The organism is Robertmurraya sp. DFI.2.37 (genome assembly GCF_029211245.1).
GTDB lineage: Bacteria > Bacillota > Bacilli > Bacillales > Cytobacillaceae > Robertmurraya > Robertmurraya methanolica_A.
The window spans coordinates 1-20,906 of the sequence record NZ_JARGEJ010000071.1 but is presented as its reverse complement, the minus strand read 5'-3'; the positions used below and the strand labels follow the sequence as shown (position 1 = coordinate 20,906).

Below are 20,906 nucleotides of genomic sequence, written 5' to 3'. Positions count from 1 at the left end.
ATTCCACTATACCAAAGAAGCAGGTGCCTTTTCTTGTTTAAAGGCAATAGTCAAGGAACAAAGTTGATTGTTCTTAAAGCTTTAATAGACCTAAAACAAGGTCGATTTTCAAGGTGCGAAAGTTGAGATCTTTACAAATAGGACTATGATTTTTGTTATATTTCGTTATGTTTTCTTTAGCTTTATATAATTATCTAAAGAATCAGACATAATTTCGCCACATTTTTTTAGGCTATAAAGAAACAGGAACGAGCGGATAATGTTGCCTCTTCGCTCATTCCTGTTTCTGAAATTAATTCCTTTCTAACTTAAATCTATCTTTTTCATTTCGCCTGTTACCATAAACCTTCAGGATATTAACCAAATGAATATTCATTTCATCTGCAGTTTCTTGAAAATCACGACGGTACCACTCAATAACTAATCCTATTATCGCATTAGCTGAAAAAGAATATAAAAAATCGCTAGGTTCTCCAAAATAGACAACATTTCTGTCATCATTACAAATAGCTCTAATTTCGTCAAAAAACATGTAATAATACGCTGTCGACACCTCTTTTGAAAAAATAATTCTATAAAAATCTTCATATTTTTTGATATGATGAAATATACGAACCGTTTTTGGATCTAAATTTTCTACCTCAAGAAATTCTGTATGACGATAAGGTTCGTGATAAGATTCCTTCAAATCTAACATAATCTCTGCAAATAATTCCTTAAATACATCATCTATTTCTCGATAGTGAAAATAGAATGTACCCCGATTAATGTTTGCTTCTCTACAGAGTTCAGTAACTTTTATTTGTGCTAAAGGTTTTTTCTTCAATAGATTCGTTAATACTAGGTGTATGTTATGTTTTGTTTTTAAAATGCGCAAGTCATGTTTTTTCAAATCACCGTCTCCCTTTTATTGAACATGTTTTATGTTTTTGTTCAATATTGTGCAGTTTATCTATTATTGTTTATTGAAATTGATTCCCATTTAATATTATGATTTTATTGAACAAATGTACAATAATTGTTTAAGGGGAGTTGTTGTACATTTCATTAATGACAAGGGGGATTTTTGTGATGAGGTTAAAAGACAAGGTAGCTATTGTGACAGGTGCAGCTTCAGGGATGGGAAAAGCAATTGCTGAATTGTATGCAAAAGAAGGTGCAAAAGTCGTGGTTTCAGACTATGATTTTGAAGGGGCTCAGGCAGTAGCAGAAGCGATTAACAGTGACGGCGGAGTTGCCGTTGCGAATCGCACTAATGTTGCAGAATTAGCAGACCTGGACAATTTATTCACTGAAACAAAAAAAACATTTGGAAAGCTTGACATTTTAGTTAATAATGCAGGCATTATGGATGGAATGGAACCGGTTGGAGAGATTACCGATGAGAAATGGGAGCGCGTCTTTGCGGTGAACACAACTGGTGTCATGCGCGCAATGCGAATTGCCACAAACATCTTTTTAGAGCAAGGTCATGGCGTCATTGTCAATAATATTTCAGCAGGCGGACTTCATGGTGCTCGTGCCGGTGCAGCCTATACAGCATCAAAACATGCTGTAACCGGATTAACTAAAAACACTGCCTATATGTATGCACAATCTGGTATCCGCTGTAACGGCATCGCTCCTGGTGGGGTCGAAACGAACATCGGTTCAACAATGACAAACATTTCAGAGTTTGGTATGGGTCGCCAAATGACCGGTAGTGGAACAATGCCGCGCGTCGGACAACCAATGGAGATTGCTCAGCTTGCCCTTTTCCTAGGCTCAGACGAATCAAGTTTCGTAAACGGTCAAGTTATTGCCGCCGACGCAGGCTGGACAGCATACTGATAACATAAAATCCACCCCTGAAAATAACTTCAAGGGTGGATTTTTATTATAAAATATACTATTTTCTGAAAATAGTGAAGCAGTGATACATCTTTTCAATCTTTCTATTTTGCTCCTCTCATTTCCATCGAAAAAACTCTGCAATTTGCAGAGGACCTTTCAAATTAGTATTGCCATAACTCCCGTTTTAAAGCATGCCACCTAACCATCTAAGACATTTCGGGTAAAAATATACACTTATCTAATCAGAATAGTGAACATTTCAAATTTTACTCATTAGATACAAGTAAACGATTGAATTTGCTGTAAACTTATTCCGAAATAAACCCAGTTAAATCCAGTCCAACGCCAACCTGCGACAGAGTTTCGACCAACAAAGATTGGGAAAAACCAAAATTGCTGAAAACCTCTTAGCCATACGTAAGTAAACCTAAATAAACATCCCCTTATGCCACCTGGATCAACAGCAAATGCTTCTATTTGTTGTGTTTGTGAAGGAACAAATGATGGCGGTGGTGATGTTGGTGGTCCTCCTGCTTGACTTTGAACAGGAGAGCTAAATGGAGGTTGAAATCCAGGTATCCCTATTGAAGGAAATAATTGGCCAAACAATCTTTCATCAACGTCTTCATTATAGTAAGGATTTTGGTGATGATGTGAAGATAAAGCAGCTTCCCAATTATAAGGAGTTTGATGATACATATTTACATGACTTGGTTCCATAAAATACACTCCTAACTTTAGTAAGTTCACATCATCCTATTCTTTAGTCATTAACCTAGTTACTTGTTTTCTATGAAATGTGCTTTTACCCAAGAAAATAGCTTGTCTTAGCATTAACGTTACAAAAATTGCTAGAACCTCTAAAGTTCTGCAGGTTTTTAGAAACAAGTACTCGAGTTAGAATTGAATATCACGGTTCTCGTATTGTAAAAATCAATTTTTTTAGAAGAGCTGAAGAATGTAAAAAAGGTGCTACTAATATGCGTTCAAAATTATGAGAATACGTAAAATGAAGGTGTCAAGGTACATATGTTTTTATGTAAAAGAAGGCTTAGAACTGAAACTGCTGGTTAAACTTGAAGATATAAAGTATCAAGAGCGATGGAGAAGAAATTGTAAGAAACAGCTATACAGGGTATTTGTATTCACACCTATTTCTTGAACTACTTATGCTAGGTTTCTTGTCTTCTTTTATATACTTTACTTTCCCCTTTTAAAATGTTTCATCATAGTGTTTCCTTTCAGTTTTAACCATGTAGACATCCCATCATTATTATTTTTTATAACAAAACTATGTCCACTTTTAAGCCTAGAATCACACTATCCATTTGAATGCTAACACTTCTAATTATTTCCTTCAAAAAAAACAAAAGCGTTCATTTTCCCTCCCATTACGAAAAAATTTTCCACATAAAAATAACTACTTGCAACAAATTATAATTAGGAGGTTTAACATATGAGAAAAAATATTCAGTTTCACTTTTTAATAACAATAACTATAGTAGGATTGGTTTTATTACCATTTGCTATTGTTAAACGTTCGTTTAAGGACTGGATTATTGTATATCTTGTAAGTTTTCTTGGGAATTTTTTCTCTGACAAATATTTAGTATCTAAAGGGTATCTTAAATATCCACTGAAGCTCTTCCCAAAATCTAAAATCCACCTTCCTTTTGATTTTATTCACTACCCTTTAATCTTACTTTACTACAACCAGTGGACATTAAACAGCAAACCCATTGGCATTATTTTGAAACTTATTCCCTTTGTTTTACCTCAAACCATTTTTGAAACAATTGCAGCTAAAAAAACGAACCTAATTAAATGGAAAAATGGCTGGTCTTGGTATCACTCATTCATAAGTCTTTCATTAAAATTGTTATTATGTAGAGGGATCATTTCAATCATTAGAAAAATAAACATAGGCAAAGTTTCAGTAAAAACGAGATAGTACTCTTTTTTCCATTCTATACCTGTTATAAAGATAATCACTCATTGTTGAAGATCACTCGACATTTTCCATCTTCCTGATTTCACCTTATTCTCAAGCATTTTATCTCTATAACGAATCAACCGTTTTTCAAACAATAGTCTTTTCATTTTTAATTTATTCAGTAAAAGTCCCGGAAAAGACTCGTATAAAAACGAATATCTGGACAAATGTTATTACTGTAATCAAATTCATCATTAAAGGAGATTTTTTTATGAAAATAATTCAACGCATCGCACTGACCTTAATTATTATTGGAGCGATTAACTGGGGCCTCATTGGATTTTTTCAATTTGACCTCGTAGCAGCTATATTTGGTGGTCAAGAAGCATTTTTGTCCAGATTAATTTACGGTCTTGTTGGATTGAGTGGATTAATTTGTTTAAGTCTTTTATTTTCACCGATGAGTGAAGAAGTTGAGCGAAATGATAGACAACAAACAAATAGAAATCCTAATTATGCAACTGAGTTTGGAGAAGATACAGATTTAACGAAATTAAAGGATGATGAATGACCTTCTTTAAAAAGAGATGAGTAGTCTATTGCCCATTCTCACATTTTTATCATCATTTGGCATGATAATTATGAGAATTACGGTAATAATATAAATCGGTGTTAATATACACCAAGTTAACTTCGATGTGGAGGGGTTTCATTTTGAATATTCGTGAAGGTATGATCCCAACAGTATTAGGTGCCGCAGTAACTGCTACTGGTTACGCTCTAAAACAAAAACGCGGTTCTAATAAAATGATCGCAAATACAGTATTCGGTTTTGGTTTAGCCCACATAGTACTAGGAACAATCGACCTAGTTGAGCATCGTCGTTAGCAAGGAGGAGAGCATGTCTATATGCTCTCCTTTCTCATTTTTAAAATTTATGAGGAAAACAATACAAATTAGCAAAAAAAGTGGTCTTTAGAACAATCTCTTGTCTTTTCTTCCTCTGAAAGTATCTATCCAATCATGCATAACCTTTTAGTCACGAGGGGGCATAAAAAGATTTGAAAGTTTAGTACCCTTCTCTGTATCATTGTTTAAAAAATGAATCAAATCCCCTTTTAATAATGGATAACTGATGAAATATCCTTGCACTTCATCAGAATTCATTTCTATAATCGCAGCTAACTCTTCCTCTGTCTCAATTCCTTCACAAACAACCTTGATGTTTAAATCATGGGCTAGATTAATCATTGCGGTAGTAATTGCAGCATTTTCCTTGGCACTCGGTAAACCTGTTATAAACGAACGGTCAATTTTAAGTACATCAACTGATAATCTTTTTAAATAGGAGATAGAAGAATTGCCTTTGCCAAAGTCATCAATTGATATACATACGCCTTGGGCACGTAAACTTTTTAAGACATTTGATATTTCTTGGTCATCATTTATTAGCATACTTTCAGTCACCTCAAGTTCCAAAGAACTGGGAGGCAATTGATATTGTTGAAGCATGGCTCTTATCGTTTGATCAAAATGTGAATGGTATAACTGCCTCACCGATACGTTTACAGAGACTTTTAAATGTTTCTTCCCAAACAAATGAAGTTGTTTTAACGTTCGTAAAGACTCCGAAAGTACCCATTCACCCAATGGAACGATGTCCCCAGTTTCCTCTGCTATCTTAATAAACTCGCTAGGATTTACTAAACCTAATTCGGGATTGTCCCATCTTATTAAAGATTCAAACGTAGAAGTTCTCCCTGTTTTAACATCCATTCTAGGTTGCATCGTTCCAACAACCATAGTAGGTTGGCCTTTCTCATCAAGCATGGGTTGTGATACGCTAAATACCGTGCTTATCGTACCGTCCTTTCTAATAATTCGGAACACATTCGTAATAGAGCGCCCCTTTAGTTCCTGCTCCTTACTAGTCAACAGTAGCTCTCGGTCATCAGGATGAACTTTTGTTAACAATAAGTCAAAACTTGCCTTCTCTTGTTCTGAAATTTCTAGCAGTTCGTAAATGGGAGTGCTCCAAATAAGCTCATCTTGAAGAATATCGTATTCCCAATAAAAAATTCCGGCCGTTTTCTGCGCCTGAGTAAGAGCCTTTTCACGTTTCTCCAATTCAATGAGCATAAAGTGCTTCTCAGTTCTATTAATTACATTTCCAATAATAACATGATCACCATTAAACACTTCTAATGAAGGATACAAATCTAAATATAGCTCAGTCCCATCCTTTCTTCGAGCCTTTATTTGGTAATTAACAACAACATCCTTTCCTTCAAGCCTATCTTTCATGTTTTTCGAGATTATTTCTTGAAATTCAGCCTCTACGAGATCATTTATTCCAGTTTTCCCTTCATAAAACTCTTCTCTGGAATAGCCAAATAACTCTGCAAAGGCAGGGCTAATATACAAAAAGCCTTTTTCACTTATAATATAAGCAGCTATAGTAGACTTTTCCAATGTCAGTTTATATTTCTGTAGTTCCATTTGGGAAGCAATGTATTTTTGACGTTCTTTCCTTATGTAATTCAAAAAAAACATTAAAAGTGGTATCAATAAAATCAATAGAATTCCATTAAGAATATAATGGGGAACTTGAAGAACATCGAAAAGTTTGTGAATAATAAGTTGATCTACCACAATAAATAATACGACCAATAGGACAAAAAATGTTATTAACCCTAGTGAATAAAATACAGTGTATTTCACCTGCCAACCTCCACCTAATTTAAGGAATAAATCAGCATAAAAACTCACATATTCAAGTCATTATTCCTTTATTATGACCAGCAAATCGATTCCTTATGAGTTTCTAAAAGCCCTCTTGATTTCAAATAAAAAAGATGATGCTGTTATCATTCACCTTAAAAATCACAGATACCATCATTGTGATCCTCATCGTTAAATACGGTTGTTATGATGCTTAACGACTAGAGTTGAAAAAAGTAGAGATCTGGATGTACATATGGGTTATCTGGAAAATCACCGCAAACTGTCAAATCGGTTTCTTTTTTTATTTTGGCTTTGTTAATATAACAATTTTTTGGCTCATTTCGCGTAAAACATTGGTTTCCCACGAAATGATTCAAAAATCAACACCAGAAACAAAACGAAGAAAAAGCTGGGATCAAAAAGTCGTTTTAAACAACTTTTTAATCTCAGCTTCAATCTTCTCTCTTCTATCAACTTAATTTCTAATTAAATAATCAAAAGCACCTAAAGCGGCTGTTGCACCTGAACCCATGGAAATGATGATTTGTTTATAAGCACTATCGGTACAGTCTCCTGCTGCAAAGACGCCAGGAATGTTTGTAGCACCATGCTTATCTACAACAATTTCACCCATACGTGTACGTTCAACGGTATCAGCCAACCATTCTGTATTCGGAACAAGACCAATTTGAACGAAGACTCCTTCTAATTCAATATGGTGAATTTCTTCCGTTGCCCGATCCTTATACGAAATCCCATTTACTTTGTCAGTACCTGTAATTTCAGTCGTTTGAGCGTTCTTGATCACCGTTACGTTTGCTAAACTGCTTAAACGTTCTTGAAGGACGGAGTCCGCTTTTAGTTCTGGCGCAAATTCAATCACTGTGACATGCTTCACAATGCCAGCCAAATCAATGGCCGCTTCAATTCCAGAATTCCCACCACCGATAACAGCTACACGTTTTCCTTCGAATAATGGACCATCACAGTGAGGACAGTAGGCTACCCCTTTATTTTTGAACTCTAATTCGCCTGGGACACCCACATTACGCCAGCGCGCTCCTGTTGAAAGAATCACCGTTTTCCCTTTTAACACGGCGCCATTTTCAAGTTCAATCTCAACTAAATCCTTTTTCTCTAAACGCTTTGCACGCTGGAGGTTCATCACATCAATATTCTCATACTGTTTTACATGTTCCTCAAGGCTTGCTGCAAGCTTCGGACCCTCTGTGTACTTAACGCTAATGAAGTTTTCAATTCCGAGTGTATCCATAATTTGACCGCCGAAACGCTCCGCGACAATCCCCGTACGAATCCCTTTACGTGCTGCATATACAGCGGCACTAGCACCAGCAGGTCCCCCTCCAACGACAAGGACATCGTATGGTTCCTTATCAGCAAGCTCTGAAGCATCTGGACCACTGCCTATTTTAGCCAGGATTTCTTCAAGGGTCATACGCCCGCTCCCAAACGGTTCTCCATTAAGGAATACCGTAGGTACAGCCATAATGTCTTTTTTCTCTACTTCTTCTTTAAAAGCAGCACCGTCAATCATAGTATGACTGATCCCAGGATGGAGAATGCTCATCACGTTAAGAGCCTGAACAACATCGGGACAGTTATGGCAAGTCAAGCTTATATAGGATTCAAAGTGAAACTCCCCTTTAATCTTCTGTACTTGCTCGATGACTTTCGGATCCACTTTTGGAGCACGTCCACTTACTTGAAGAAGAGCGAGAACGAGTGAAGTGAATTCATGTCCAAGGGGAACTCCGGCAAATGTAATGCCTGTATCCTCCCCGATGCGATTCACACTGAAGCTAGGTGTTCGCTCTAAAGTTGTCTTCTCTACTTTAATGTGGGAAGACATTGATGATATTTCATCTACTAAAGCAAGCATATCGCGGGATACTTGGTCATCTCCAGCACTCACTTTAAGAAGAATGTCACCCTCCATCATCTGAAGATATTGAGCTAATTGTGCTTTAATATCTGCTTCTAATAACATGATATTACTCCTTAAATTTTCCCTACAAGATCAAGACTTGGCTTCAGTGTTTCTCCGCCTTCTTGCCATTTTGCCGGGCAAACTTCGCCTGGATTGTTGCGTACATATTGAGCCGCTTTAATTTTGTTTACCAATGTGCTTGCATCACGTCCGATGCCGTCAGCGTTGATCTCAACAGCTTGAACAATGCCATCTGGATCAATGATGAAAGTGCCGCGTTGAGCAAGTCCTGCTTCTTCATCCAAAACTTCAAAGTTACGAGTGAGTTTTTGTGAAGGGTCACCAATCATAATATACTCAATTTTGCTAATTGCTTCTGAATGATCATGCCAAGCTTTATGTGTGAAATGAGTATCTGTAGAAACGGAGTATACTTCAACTCCAAGTTCCTTTAATGTAGCATATTCATTTTGCAGATCTTCAAGCTCAGTTGGGCAAACAAATGTGAAATCCGCAGGGTAAAAACAAACGACACTCCATTTCCCTTTGAAATTTTCATCACTTACAGTGATAAAATCTCCATTGTGATACGCTTGTGCTGTGAATGGTAATACTTCTTTTCCGATTAAAGACATTTTAAAAATTCCTCCCAAAAATTTATGTAATAAAATTTTATAAAATTTTATTTATAATAATTATTATATAATAGTTATTACATGTCAAGATCACGTGTGTTATTTCACAATATCGTCACAAATATTACACTTTTTTACGTTGAAAGTAAAGTAGATAGTTCCCCTTAAAGTAAGGTTCCGCTCCCTTAGAATTGTTGCACAATTTTCTCAAATATATTCAAGCACCAAATTCCATATTGGTCTCCATACTTGAAAAGTCCCCCCCATCTTTTTTCCTCCAACGATTCTCCCGCCATCAGTTGATTTTCTTCCCATTTGTGATAGTCCGCAAAAGCTATTGGGCCAATTAATTTAAAAAACGATTCTTAGACCTAATATTCAATAATATGATAATATTAATTTTAAGAAAATTTAAAAAGGCGAGGGAGAGGAATTCATGACAAAAGAAGTAAGTCATTCTTATTATAGAGAATTAATAGATTTACAAGATGTAAAAAAGGTAGAAACTCAAATTCAAAGCTTACTTGACATCCCCATTACATCTGTTACTGACCTAGAAAAGTGGTTAAAAGAAGAACGAAAGTTCATGATAAAAATCGAAGAGGCGATGACAGGTCACCAAGTCGATTTTTATAGGAATACAGAGGATGAGAGCATTAAGTCAATCTATCTGCACGATCAGCAGGTCGTCCAACCACTCTTAATGAAATATGAAGCTAAACTAAATGAAAAATTATGTGAGTCTCCCTATTTTCATCAATTAGATGAAACTCGTTATGGTCTCATGCGACGTGTTCGTGAGTCTAAAATTAAACTGTTCAGAGAAGAAAATATTCCATTAAAAGTGAAAGAACAAGAGCTTTCTACCAAGTACAGTGAAATTATGGGAGGATTAACAGTCGAATGGGAAGGCGAGGAAAAACCTTTTCCATTTATCCAAGCCCAACTTGATCATCTAGATCGAGCCGTGCGAGAAAAAGCTTATAAAAAGATGGGAACTGCCTTTCGTCAAATTAAGCCTGAAATGGACGCCCTCATGGATGAACTCATTCAATTACGCCATCAAATCGCTTTAAATTCTGGCTTTGAAAATTATCGAGATTATATGTTTGTCGCTAAAAATCGGGAGTATAGTGTCCAAGATTGTTATGAATTTCATGAAAATGTAGAGAAACATATTATCCCAGCTTGGAATCGACTCGCAGCTATTTTTAAATCCAAGCTCGGTGTCGATACATATCGCCCATGGGACAATTCGGCTAAATTGATGAAGAAGCCACCGTATTCCGAAGTGTCCGCGCTTATGGATGGTGTTACGGAAATGTTAGAAAAAACTGACCCATATTTTGCAGACCGATTCAATCACATGAGAGAGAACGGGTTGCTAGATCTTGGAGAGCGGAAAGGAAAAAGCCCAGGCGGTTTCTGCACCTTCTTACCCGTTTCAGGGGATACCTTTGTTTTTGCGAACTTCAGTCCTTCCTTTTTCTCTTTGATCGCATTAATTCACGAAATGGGCCATGCGGTAAATGGCTACCTTGAGTTTTCTGAACACGGTCCTATTGAACGCTACCAACTCCGCTCGGAAATTGCTGAATTGTATTCACATGGAATGGAGTTATTGTTACTGGATAAACTGGATCGTTTTTATCCAGATGAGGAAGATTTCAAAAGTGCGCAGCGGGAAGAGCTGAGAAGGGCATTTACGATGTTATTCGGCCCATTGTCAGGGGATCTTTTCCAGCATTGGATGTATACAAATCCTAACCACACTGCCAAGGAGCGGGATGAAAAATACTACGAAATCTCGAAACGCTATGGTTTAAATCCTGTTGATACTTCTGGACTTGAGGAAGAAGTTGGAATGAGCTGGGCAGGAACCATTCATTATTTCCAATACCCTTTCTATAATATTGAATACTCCATGTCAATGCTTGGTGCACTCCAATTACTTGAAAATTATCGGAACAATCCAGAGCGGACTGTTGAAGCTTTTAAAAAAGGGGCAGGTGCTGATTATAATCAATCCATCGCAGCAATTTATGAAGAAACAGGCGTCAGTTTTGATTTTTCTGAACCAGCCGTTAAACGGATGGGTGAATTCTTAGAAAAAATTATCCAAGATATTGATTAACTCTGCAATAAGGCACAACTGGTGTAATATCCAGTTGTGCCTTTGATAAATCATCAAAGGCACAAATCATTACTTGTAATAAACGAAGTAATTTCAACTACGGTTCAAGTACTTTTCTTCACATTGAATTTATTTTTATTCACGATACCATTTTAATCCTTAATAAAATAATGTGTTATCGCCAATAACAATAGAGGGTGTAAGGTTATGAATAGATTCGACCGCAGGACGCTCATAGTGCGGCATTTTATTCCTCAAATAAAGTGGATAGGACGCCTGCCATTGCCGACTGCTCTCCACAGCGATCGTATCAAAAGCTAAAGAACTTTTTCCTGAACCCGATTCGCCAACGCCGACGAAAACCACTAATTTTTCTTTTGGTATCTTCTCATCAATTTGCTTCAGATAAATAATTAACCCCGATAAAGAAATTACAGAATAAAACATTATCAAATCTATCCTGGTATCAGAATTATTTGATATGCGAATTTTGTAATGCATCGGATATTTTAAGATTATATTGGATAATTTGGACAAACTATTAACTGGTTTAGTTGAATAACTCAACTAAAAATGGAGCTTCTCCTTCTAGAAGAAGAGCCCCCTCTCCAATTAAATAAATCTTTATATGAAGATAAATGACCTCCTTTTCAAAGTCATTTATGAACTATGAAAGTATCTTCCAATTGATATACGTGTCTAGCGGAACCCGCCTTTACAATTAGTTTATATTCTCCCTCATCTAGAGAATAATAACGTAACACCATGGTCTGAATAGCCTTATCTGGTAGTAAAATTGAATCACTGTCTATTGCCAGATAACTCATGTTCCAGGCTGATGGAATGGTTCCAATCAGTGGTTCTGGAAGGTTATCTGGAATATTAGGTTCGATGGTCTCCCAATTATCCCTTATTTTTTTTTGAACAGTAAAATTTTCACTTACTGAAAGATAGTTAGGTACCCAATTTGTCACTACAAGCGTTATTAGTTCATTTTCTTTATACGAGGGCTTTGCCATTCTTATTGCCATATTATAATTTTCATATGTTGTATATAGCGGATCATATTTAATATCTTTGAATTGATTTTTTTCATCTCTAATGGTAATCGAATATCGATAAAACTTACCAGGTGCATTTGGTATCTTTACCTTTGCTTCCTCTAGATTTGTCGTTTTAGTTGAAACAATAACCTTTGGTTGCTCAGCATGTCTATTAACCTCTTCTAATAAGACTTCTGCATAGTAGCCTTCTTTCAGTGTTTTTGGAAGGTCTGGCTCATAGGTATCACCAGGATAGACCTCAATGATGGCTCCATCATCTCTATTAAACCTTGGGAATATATTTCCAGTTCCTCTTCTGGTTGTCCCTCCATTAACTACATTTGCGAAAGTATGTTGTAATAATCTTTATATTCGCCTACAAAATTTTTGTTCTCATCAGTTTGAGTTTCTTTACAGCCGCTTAACAACAAAAGCACTATAAAAATTAGTAACTTTAGTAATTTCATTACTGTCCCTCCTTGTTTATTTATTAGACGAATTAGTGGATAATCTGTTACTAAATCATATAGAACCAGGAATATTTATCCAATGGGAAATTATAGGTTAAGCAACATGCACTCCGTTCGTAAAAGAATTTTCATTCAAATCTAGTTCACTTTTTATTGTTCAAAAAACGTTATGACTTCTTATTTTTTTTAAGTTAAAAAAGGAAAACATCCACTAATTTCTACACTCATACAATAAGAATCAATCAAGACAAAAACAGGCAAAAACCCTTTATATACAAAGGATTTGTGCCTGTTTTAATGATGACCTGTGAGGGACTTGAACCCCCGACCCCCACCCTGTCAATCTTAAGCATATTAATCAATCAAGTTTAACTGAGTTAAATAAGTCTATTGAGTGTTGCTGAGTCTGGCATTTTAGAGGTGATGCTAGTATAGCTTCATGGACATAACTTAGTTAAGTGATAAAATGATTTTGGAAAGGTTGTGTCCATATGGGAAACAAAAATACAGGCAAAAAGTATAACCAAGATTTCAAAAAGATGGTCGTTGATCTTTATAATTCTGGTCACTCAGCTAAGAATTTAAGTAGCGAATATGGCGTTTCTGAAGTAACTATTTATGCATGGGTTAAGAAGTTTTCTCCTATTGAAACGGAGGACGGAACAACTGTTACATCTGATGAGATTGTCAAAATGAAAAAGGAAATGCTCCGTCTTCAGGAGGAAAATGAGATCTTAAAAAAGGCTATGGCCATATTCGCGAAAAAATAGAAACAACTGAGTTAATAGATGTAATAGTAGATCTTCAAGACCAACACGCTACACAGACTTTGTGTGGTTTATTAGGCATACCTAAAAGCACTTTTTACCAATCGTTTAAAAAAACAGAATCTAAGCGTGAATGTGAAAACAAACGACTAACGAAAAGAATCAAAGAAATCCATAATGAAAGTAAAATGCGTTATGGTGCACCTAAAATTCACAAGATCCTTGAGAAAGAAGGATATAAAGTGAGTTTAAAGCGCGTCCAACGTCTGATGAAAGACGCCGGCCTCTTTTCCATTGTGAAAAAGAAGTTTCGTCCTCAATCTAGTAAAGGGAAAGTGGTTGATCGTGATAACCTATTGGATCAAAACTTTACTACGACTACAATCAATGAAAATGGGTCGCTGACATCACATATATTCATACTTTAAGAGACGGTTGGTGTTATTTAGCTTCCGTTTTGGACTTGCATTCTAAAAAAATCGTTGGTTATTCGTTCGGACTTACTATGACGACTGATTTGGTAATAAAGGCTTTAAATAATGCTTTAGATACTCAACATCCGAGTAAAGATTTAATCCTGCATACCGATTTAGGTTCTCATTATACCAGTGACGACTTTCAAAAGCTTTGCGAAACCAAAAAGATAAAACAATCCTTCAGTAAAAAGGGCTGCCCATATGATAATGCCTGTATTGAATCATTTCATGCCATTTTAAAGAAGGAAGAAGTTCATCATGTGACTTATTTAGACTACAAAACTGCGAATCTAGCAATGTTTCAATTTATTGAAGGCTGGTATAACCGAAAAAGAATTCACAGTAGTTTAGGCTATAAAACTCCACAGGAAGTAGAAGATCAAACAAAGGCAGCATAAAGCTTGTAGTACTCAAACCTGGCTAGACTTCCACTACATTCCTCGTTTTGCATGGAGTGGCGGGCATGATAGCCTCGTTGGGCAAAACCAGCCTTTGATACTACTAGTTCTTGCCTAAGAATTCAGGCCCGCAGAGGCTCCGTGTCAGACTAATGAAAGAAAAACATTTTAATGCACAAAAAATTAGAAACACAAAAACTTAACTTTTCTGTGTCCAAGATATTGACTCAAATCCAATCTAATAAAGGAAGTTCCTTGATATGTTTCTTAATCTTAATAAAGATATAGGAGTAGAAAAAATTGAAGAAGGAATTATTATTATAGTTTTTAAAACCAAAGAGGCATTTTTTTTAGAAACAGAAATATATGATTTATTGCTCCCCCTACAGAGTAATCACTTGAGAATTGATCAGTACTACGAATCCTATTTTAAGAAAGATTATGAGTATAATGAATTTACCGAATTCATCCAAAATTTGATTAACTCAGAAATATTAGTTGAAGGAGGTGATTTCAATGAAAAAGGCTCTTAAAGTCAAAAAACTTGGCCAAATTGTAAGATGGAATGTAAAGATGTAATTTACAATTTGTATTAAGAAGGTAAAAAAGGTCTTTTCCTTTTTTACTTTCTTATTTTCATTCTTAGGCTCTGCAAAATCAGAAATGACATCACCTAAAGTATCATATATTTTTAAATCCAAGAGACTTTTTATTAACGAATTATCCTTTCTCGCATTAATGCATAAGAGTACTTTGCCTATGAAACGAAAAATAATCAAAAAACAGTGGGAGAAATTATAAAAATGGAAAAAATTTATACTTTATGTCCTCTTGATAATAATGACAATGAATTTTTTTATGAACTATATAATGATGTTTTAGTCCAGAACAATGCTATAAGTTTTGATGCCCTACCTCAGACAAGAAGTATAGTACAAGAAAGAATAAATAGATGGATGAATAGTAAAATAGATAAATTTTTCTGTATCAAGAACTTGGAAAACGAACCAATGGGAATAGCACAAATATTTAATGTAGAATATAGTAATCGAAAATGTGTAGTAGGACTTTTACTACAGGGTAAATACACTCAAAAAGGAATTGGACCATTGGTCTTAGAGGAGTTAGTAAGAATAGCGTTTTATTCGATGAACTTGAGAAAAATTGAAGCTAAAATACACGAGAGTAACATTCCTTCAATAAAAATGGTTGAGCGTCTCAAATTTACTAGAGAAGGAGTTTTAAGAGAATCATATTATAATAATGGACAGTATGAGGATATTCTACTTTATGGCTTACTTAAAGATGAGTTTAAAAGTAATCATTAATAGTATTGATAAATTTTCTAATCTTGGAAAAGAGATTTTCAAATTAGCTATTTTGATTACCTAATTATACATCAGTTATTTCTTAGAAGTATAAAGTATTCCCTATTAAAAGAAGCATGTAAAAAGTAAACGATAATTCGATGCTCACGGTGCAAGATCAATCAATTAAAATTGTAATTAAATTATTTGAAATTAATTGGTTGTTCGAAAATTTTATCTACCGTATTATCAAAGCACTCCAACTATGATGAAGTGACCCCATAAAGTTAGACAGGTTATTACATTAGGCAGCTTGGTGGGCATGAACTCGGTATGGTACCGAGCTAATGCCTTTTAATTTTTCCTTAATTTGCTTATGTATAAAGAATTCTATATTTTTCAAGCTCTTACTTAAAATGTTCTTCACTTTCAAATTCCTTTAGATAATGAAGATTCGATTTCAGAATACCAAAAATTTTTCCATGACTGCATTATCGTAACAGTTTCCTTTACGAGACATACTTTGTGTAATTCCTTTCTTCTTTTAGTACGTGTTGATATTGCTTCATTTAATAGTGCCAGCCTTGTTCTTAATGAAGTAGAAGCGATTTACCCTCATAACTTTGTAAACGTTCCAAGGCCTGTTCTAACATGGTTGATACAAGTGAATATCTCTTGGTCTTATTCCGATCGTATAGACATTCTACATACGTAACCGTTATAATTCTTTCTGTAAAGCTTCTACTGTTTCTTCTGTTGAATCTCTTTTTTGGGTTGGTTTATGATTTTCCTTTTTCATTGAAGGGCTCCCCTTTTTCTTTGAAATAAGGGCATCTACTCCTCCAGCTTCATAAGTCTTTAACCATTCATAGACCCTTGAAGGAGCAGGAATATTGAAAATGGCAGCTGTTTCATTTATAGACGTCCAATGATCGTTCATATAGTTTTGTACGTTTAGTTTATATTGAGCTGAACAGTTTGTATAGCGTTTGCAAAATCTTCATCTCCATGAAGTTCATATTGTTTAATCCAATTTCGAAATACAGAGGCATTTACTCCGATTCTATCCGCTATGATTCTTTATCCTTCACTACCGCTTAAATACTCTTTTACTCCGTTAATTTTTTGTTCCACTGTAAATTTGGCCAAAAGAAAAGCACCACCAATCGTTAGATTTTAAGTGTCTAACAATTGGGGTGCAGTTCATGAAGGAGGCTTTGTTTTAAAGATATTCTGTTAAACCGAAACCATTGTATTTTGCAATAAACAACCGTTCTTTCTCGCTTTTTCTGTTATGAATAAATTTAATATATTGTAAACAGCGAGGTTATTAGGAATCATCGATTACCGCCACCGAAATGTACCATCTGTGACATACTTTTTCCCACAGAATGACAAAAATTGTACCAGTAAATGCCACTCGGTTACCACTTAATACCTTTGTATAATGAATGGTCACACCTATCGGTGTGACATTTTTTATATCGGAGGCATTTTTTATGAACAATTATTGGAAAATATCGGAATTACACTATGAGGGAATCAGTCTTAGAGGTATCGCAGCAAGTACTGATAACTCTCGTCAAAAAGTAAGTGAGGTCATTCGTTTAGCTGAAAAGAAAGGATTATTCCGTCCGTTAGTCGAAGAAATGACCAAGCAATGGATTGATGTAACCTTGTTTGTGGAAAACTATTGATTCTAGTTTAACGTTTACAACTGGGCAGGATCTACAGCATTTATTATTGACTAAGATACAGGAGAAAAAGTAAAAGCGTATGTTTTCGTTGCCAATTTCCCCTGTAGTCAATTGTCTTATGCCGAAGCAACGTTTTCGATGAATCTACATTAATGGATTGCAGCACACAACCGTGCTTACGAGTACTTTGGTAGCTGCACACAAATTGTGGTCCCAGATAATTTAAAAGCGAGCGTGGCAAAACATACTACACGGGAATTAGTTTTAAATCCTACTTATAGGGAAATGGCCGACTATTATAATACTGTAGTTATGCCTGCGCGGGTTCGTACTCCAAAGGATAAAGCTAGTGTTGAGGAAACAGTAAATGTTATCTATACATGGATTATTGCACCCTTAAGAAATACACAATGTTTCTGTATTAAGGAATTGAATGAAGAAGTTTGGAAGAAGTTAGATGAATTTAATAAGCGCCCTTTTACACGCAAAAAAGGTTGTCGCTTTTCGGCATTTGAAGAAGAGGAAAAAATCGCACTTTCTTCTCTTCCATCTATGCCTTACAAAATGTCCGAATGGAAAACAGCGAAAGTCCGTCCGGACTATCACATCTCTGTAGTTAGTATGTTTTATTCTGTTCCATATGTTTATTGCAAAATAGAAGTGCAGAGCTTTGCAAAGGGAAAATGCAGAGTCCTGCACTATTTTTATAGGCATGGAAAAGAAAAAAGACTTGCCAGTCGCCCCAAGTCCCTCTACTGTAATTGGTGTCGAATCAATTTAGAGTGGAGGAAAAGAAAGGATGCTAGCAATGTCTGATATTAATTGTATCAAACACTTAAGAAACAACAAAGGCTTATCTATTACCAAAATACAACAAACATTAAATATAAACTGGAGAACAGCAAAGAAGTATGCAGATGAGGAGCAATTACCAACAACAAAGATCTCTCCTAAAAAGGGAATGATGCATGATGAGAACTGGGGAGAAATTGTTTCGGATTGGCTTTTTGAGGATTCCAAATTAAGAAGAAAAGAAAGAAGAACTAAAAAGAAATTATTCCAGGAACTACAGGAGTTAGGTTTCAAGGGGTCCTATCGGACTCTATGCTATTTTGTTCAAGATTGGAACAATACCCATCACCATGAAAAAGATAAAGGCTATGAAAGATTAGAACATCCTCCAGGGGAAGCACAAGTAGATTTTGGCGTAATGGAAGCTGTTCAAGATGGGGAAATAGTAGATATAAGATTGCTCATCATGTCCTATCCAAATAGTAACACTGGATTTGCAGTACCTCTCCCATCAGAGAATCAAGAATGTTTCCTACATGGCCTTCAGTTATTGTTCAAACAAGCTGGGGGTGTTCCAATGAAATTAAGAATTGATAATTTGTCACCAGCTGTAAAAAAGTACGTACAAAGACAGAGGAGGTTCAACTAACAGATGAGTTCATAGCTTTTCAGAATCATTATAGTTTTGAAGTTCAGGCATGTAATCCTAGGAGTGGCCATGAAAAAGGAAGTGTTGAAAACAAAGTAGGTTATATTCGGTATAACTTCTTTAATAAGGCTCCCATCATGACTAGTTTTGAAGATTTAACCGTTCAATTAGAGAAGCAACTAATTGAGGACCGAAATCGCCTACACTATGAAAAGAATGTATTAATAAATGAACTGTGGGAACATGAGAAAAAGTACTTACTGCAGCTCCCGAAAGTAGAGTATCCCGTTTTTAAAGAAGAGATGGGGAAAGTGAATAAATACAATGAAATAACACTTGATCAGGTGCTTGTCCATGTTCCAAGGGCGTCTAATTATAGTTTGCTTCACGTTCAATTAACATGGAACTCAGTCAAGGTCATCTCACCTGATGGCGAGATATTATTAGATGATTATCGACCTTATATGAAAAAGCGAAAGGCGCTTCCGTGGATTTCAATTTTTAAAACTTGGATTAATAAGCCGAGGTCCGTCGCTTATTCTGGGTATAAAGATTATTTACCCGGAAGGGTTTAGAGTTACCTACTTGTTGAACACTTGGTCATACGAAGAGAACGTTTAAAGGCAGTGGCAAGCTTACTTATTACACATGATATGAAGCGTATTAACGAGGAATTCTACGAGTTAATCGCTGAAGAGAGAATGGGAAAAGAAGAGAATCCCTTCGAGATAAATTGGTCAGATTACGATTCCTTGACCGCAAGTAAGGAGGTTACTCCATGAGCGAGCAACTCCGAAATAAGTGTAAATCATTACGGTTAGCTTATATAGCTGAAGTCTATGAACAGATCCCTTTTGATACGAAAGAGCAGTTTTTGAGTGATCTATTAGATGAGGAGTTACATTTGAGAGAAATAGCAAAAGCTCATCGTCTTATTAAGAAAGCTAGATTTCTAGATAAAAAAGGTTTAGAAGAATATGAGTGGACAGAACAAATCCATATGCCCTCTCATCTTGATAAAGAGGAATTATTCAGGCTGGATTTTATAGATAAAAAACAAAATGTCTTACTCGTAGGAACTCCCGGAACAGGTAAAACACATCTGGCAACCGGGTTAGGCAGAAAGGCATGTGAAATGGGTTATGAGGTAGGATTCTACCGTGTCTCACATCTCGTGGAAGAATTGGAAAAGGCTTTGAAGTTAAATCGACTCTCTTCTTTCAGAAATAAAATTCATAATTTAGATTTAGTAATCCTAGATGAAATGGGCTATCTGCCCTTTAGTAAGGAAGGAGCCGAGCTATTATTTCAACTTATTTCTGAGTGTTACGAGCAGAAAAGTCTTATCCTGACATCGAACCTAGATTTTAGTCAGTGGAATCGGATATTTGCCGATTCTAGACTAACAGCTGCGTTAGTTGATCGTTTAATACATCACGCTCACATTATCACTTTTCAGGGGGAAAGTTACCGTCTTTCAAACGCTCTATCAAAAAGAAGGTAATCTCCCCGGGTGGCAAAACTCTGCATTTTTGATTGCGCAAATCTGCACTTTTCTATTGCAAAATACACCATATGAATATATCAATAGACAAGTTGAAGTGAACTTTCCGATAACCTCGTCGAAATCTATTTCAATCATATGCGAGTAGCTTCCCATAAAAGATTATATGGGAAATTCGGTCAGTTAGCTACTATTCGCGATCATATGCCTGATAATCATAAGTTATTTGTGGATCAAACACCAGAAGCTGTTTTGAATGGGCTGAATGTATTTGAGCATCAACTTTGAAGGTAGTTCAATATATTTTAGATACTGTAAGCAACGGTGTTAAAATCCCTAATAATAACGGTTTAAAATTCCCTCAAAATAACGGACATTGGTTTCAAAACTACATAATGATGGAGTGGCGAAACGATGGTCAAGATTGGGGAATTTTTTATGATAAGAGAACTATTTCAAAAAGGTTGGTCAATCAAAGCTATAGCTGACAAGACTGGCTTTGATCCAAAGACAATTCGTAAATACACTAGAAAAGATCAATTACCTAATAAGAAGGCTAGTAAGAAAAGACCTAGTAAACTGGACCCTTTTAAATC

The 20,906-nt window shown here is 35.7% G+C and carries 22 protein-coding genes and 2 pseudogenes; 14 read left to right on the top strand and 10 right to left on the bottom strand.

All coding sequences use genetic code 11. The annotated features are described in order from the left end of the window. Positions 1 to 292: 292 nt before the first annotated feature. Positions 293 to 892, bottom strand: a complete 600-nt coding sequence (locus PZE06_RS22780; protein WP_151025968.1) for a TetR/AcrR family transcriptional regulator — start codon at positions 890 to 892, stop codon at positions 293 to 295. 179 nt (positions 893 to 1,071) lie between these two features. On the opposite strand from PZE06_RS22780, the gene PZE06_RS22775 reads away from it, so the two are divergent. After that, complete coding sequence (locus PZE06_RS22775) at positions 1,072 to 1,830, top strand: SDR family oxidoreductase (RefSeq protein WP_151025969.1); 759 nt, start codon at positions 1,072 to 1,074, stop codon at positions 1,828 to 1,830. A gap of 276 nt (positions 1,831 to 2,106) precedes the next feature. Here PZE06_RS22775 and PZE06_RS22770 read toward each other — a convergent pair whose 3' ends face one another. Continuing rightward, positions 2,107 to 2,553 carry a hypothetical protein gene (locus PZE06_RS22770; protein ID WP_151025970.1) on the bottom strand — a complete coding sequence of 149 codons (447 nt, stop codon included), beginning with the start codon at positions 2,551 to 2,553 and terminating at the stop codon, positions 2,107 to 2,109. A gap of 736 nt (positions 2,554 to 3,289) precedes the next feature. On the opposite strand from PZE06_RS22770, the gene PZE06_RS22765 reads away from it, so the two are divergent. The 3 genes from PZE06_RS22765 (at position 3,290) to PZE06_RS22755 (ending at position 4,654) form a co-directional block, all read left to right on the top strand. Continuing rightward, the gene (locus PZE06_RS22765) at positions 3,290 to 3,784 is read left to right on the top strand and encodes a CBO0543 family protein (protein WP_151025971.1); all 495 of its coding nucleotides are present in this window, start codon (positions 3,290 to 3,292) and stop codon (positions 3,782 to 3,784) included. Positions 3,785 to 4,037: 253 nt separating this feature from the next. Further along, positions 4,038 to 4,337: a DUF378 domain-containing protein gene (locus PZE06_RS22760; RefSeq protein ID WP_151025972.1), complete on the top strand. Its 300-nt coding sequence runs from the start codon at positions 4,038 to 4,040 to the stop codon at positions 4,335 to 4,337. A gap of 143 nt (positions 4,338 to 4,480) precedes the next feature. Next, a complete protein-coding gene (locus PZE06_RS22755) occupies positions 4,481 to 4,654 on the top strand; it encodes an asparagine synthase (protein WP_095311205.1) in 174 nt (57 codons plus the stop codon). Between the two features lie 147 nt (positions 4,655 to 4,801). Here PZE06_RS22755 and PZE06_RS22750 read toward each other — a convergent pair whose 3' ends face one another. The 3 genes from PZE06_RS22750 to ahpC all read right to left on the bottom strand — a co-directional run bounded on the left by PZE06_RS22750 (position 4,802) and on the right by ahpC (position 9,073). Continuing rightward, positions 4,802 to 6,487, bottom strand: coding sequence for a sensor domain-containing protein (locus PZE06_RS22750; RefSeq protein WP_151025973.1), 1,686 nt, complete (start codon positions 6,485 to 6,487; stop codon positions 4,802 to 4,804). A gap of 478 nt (positions 6,488 to 6,965) precedes the next feature. Continuing rightward, positions 6,966 to 8,498, bottom strand: coding sequence for an alkyl hydroperoxide reductase subunit F (gene ahpF, locus PZE06_RS22745; protein ID WP_151025974.1), 1,533 nt, complete (start codon positions 8,496 to 8,498; stop codon positions 6,966 to 6,968). 11 nt (positions 8,499 to 8,509) lie between these two features. Then, entirely contained in the window at positions 8,510 to 9,073 is a 564-nt protein-coding gene (gene ahpC / locus PZE06_RS22740; RefSeq protein ID WP_137742706.1) for an alkyl hydroperoxide reductase subunit C, read from the bottom strand. 436 nt (positions 9,074 to 9,509) lie between these two features. Here ahpC and PZE06_RS22735 point away from each other — a divergent pair, with 436 nt between their 5' ends. After that, entirely contained in the window at positions 9,510 to 11,207 is a 1,698-nt protein-coding gene (locus tag PZE06_RS22735; RefSeq protein ID WP_151025975.1) for a M3 family oligoendopeptidase, read from the top strand. 159 nt (positions 11,208 to 11,366) lie between these two features. Here PZE06_RS22735 and PZE06_RS22730 read toward each other — a convergent pair whose 3' ends face one another. The 3 genes from PZE06_RS22730 to PZE06_RS22720 all read right to left on the bottom strand — a co-directional run bounded on the left by PZE06_RS22730 (position 11,367) and on the right by PZE06_RS22720 (position 12,717). Beyond that, the gene (locus PZE06_RS22730) at positions 11,367 to 11,654 is read right to left on the bottom strand and encodes a P-loop NTPase family protein (protein ID WP_225310792.1); all 288 of its coding nucleotides are present in this window, start codon (positions 11,652 to 11,654) and stop codon (positions 11,367 to 11,369) included. A 209-nt stretch (positions 11,655 to 11,863) separates the two neighbouring features. Continuing rightward, positions 11,864 to 12,238: an immunoglobulin-like domain-containing protein gene (locus PZE06_RS22725; RefSeq protein WP_151025976.1), complete on the bottom strand. Its 375-nt coding sequence runs from the start codon at positions 12,236 to 12,238 to the stop codon at positions 11,864 to 11,866. A 347-nt stretch (positions 12,239 to 12,585) separates the two neighbouring features. After that, on the bottom strand, positions 12,586 to 12,717 hold the full coding sequence (locus PZE06_RS22720; protein WP_263641577.1) for a hypothetical protein: 132 nt from the start codon (positions 12,715 to 12,717) through the stop codon (positions 12,586 to 12,588). A 494-nt stretch (positions 12,718 to 13,211) separates the two neighbouring features. On the opposite strand from PZE06_RS22720, the pseudogene PZE06_RS22715 reads away from it, so the two are divergent. From PZE06_RS22715 to PZE06_RS22705, 3 genes and pseudogenes are all read left to right on the top strand, one after another. After that, positions 13,212 to 14,361: pseudogene (locus PZE06_RS22715) on the top strand (IS3 family transposase). Positions 14,362 to 14,621: 260 nt separating this feature from the next. Further along, positions 14,622 to 14,894: a hypothetical protein gene (locus PZE06_RS22710; RefSeq protein WP_137744860.1), complete on the top strand. Its 273-nt coding sequence runs from the start codon at positions 14,622 to 14,624 to the stop codon at positions 14,892 to 14,894. A gap of 270 nt (positions 14,895 to 15,164) precedes the next feature. After that, the gene (locus tag PZE06_RS22705; protein ID WP_095314858.1) at positions 15,165 to 15,689 is read left to right on the top strand and encodes a GNAT family N-acetyltransferase; all 525 of its coding nucleotides are present in this window, start codon (positions 15,165 to 15,167) and stop codon (positions 15,687 to 15,689) included. 283 nt (positions 15,690 to 15,972) lie between these two features. Here PZE06_RS22705 and PZE06_RS32145 read toward each other — a convergent pair. Both PZE06_RS32145 and PZE06_RS32140 read right to left on the bottom strand, forming a co-directional pair. Then, positions 15,973 to 16,365 (bottom strand): annotated as a pseudogene (locus tag PZE06_RS32145) (IS3 family transposase); the annotation flags it as partial. 21 nt (positions 16,366 to 16,386) lie between these two features. Beyond that, the gene (locus tag PZE06_RS32140) at positions 16,387 to 16,608 is read right to left on the bottom strand and encodes a helix-turn-helix domain-containing protein (RefSeq protein WP_408014810.1); all 222 of its coding nucleotides are present in this window, start codon (positions 16,606 to 16,608) and stop codon (positions 16,387 to 16,389) included. A gap of 559 nt (positions 16,609 to 17,167) precedes the next feature. Between PZE06_RS32140 and PZE06_RS22695 the strand changes: the two genes are divergently transcribed. The 6 genes from PZE06_RS22695 to PZE06_RS22675 all read left to right on the top strand — a co-directional run. Further along, positions 17,168 to 17,365, top strand: coding sequence for an integrase (locus PZE06_RS22695; protein ID WP_170943676.1), 198 nt, complete (start codon positions 17,168 to 17,170; stop codon positions 17,363 to 17,365). A gap of 207 nt (positions 17,366 to 17,572) precedes the next feature. Continuing rightward, the gene (locus PZE06_RS22690) at positions 17,573 to 18,181 is read left to right on the top strand and encodes a Mu transposase domain-containing protein (protein ID WP_191963563.1); all 609 of its coding nucleotides are present in this window, start codon (positions 17,573 to 17,575) and stop codon (positions 18,179 to 18,181) included. Beyond that, positions 18,174 to 18,806 carry a hypothetical protein gene (locus tag PZE06_RS29670; protein ID WP_306421319.1) on the top strand — a complete coding sequence of 211 codons (633 nt, stop codon included), beginning with the start codon at positions 18,174 to 18,176 and terminating at the stop codon, positions 18,804 to 18,806. Before PZE06_RS22690 ends, PZE06_RS29670 begins: the two co-directional genes overlap by 8 nt. Before the next feature lie 137 nt (positions 18,807 to 18,943). Continuing rightward, positions 18,944 to 19,381, top strand: coding sequence for a hypothetical protein (locus tag PZE06_RS29665; RefSeq protein ID WP_306421318.1), 438 nt, complete (start codon positions 18,944 to 18,946; stop codon positions 19,379 to 19,381). Between the two features lie 203 nt (positions 19,382 to 19,584). Beyond that, positions 19,585 to 20,310, top strand: a complete 726-nt coding sequence (gene istB, locus PZE06_RS22680; protein ID WP_151025979.1) for an IS21-like element helper ATPase IstB — start codon at positions 19,585 to 19,587, stop codon at positions 20,308 to 20,310. 414 nt (positions 20,311 to 20,724) lie between these two features. Then, the coding region (locus PZE06_RS22675; protein ID WP_275792057.1) for a terminase gpP N-terminus-related DNA-binding protein at positions 20,725 to 20,906 on the top strand (182 nt) is incomplete at its 3' end.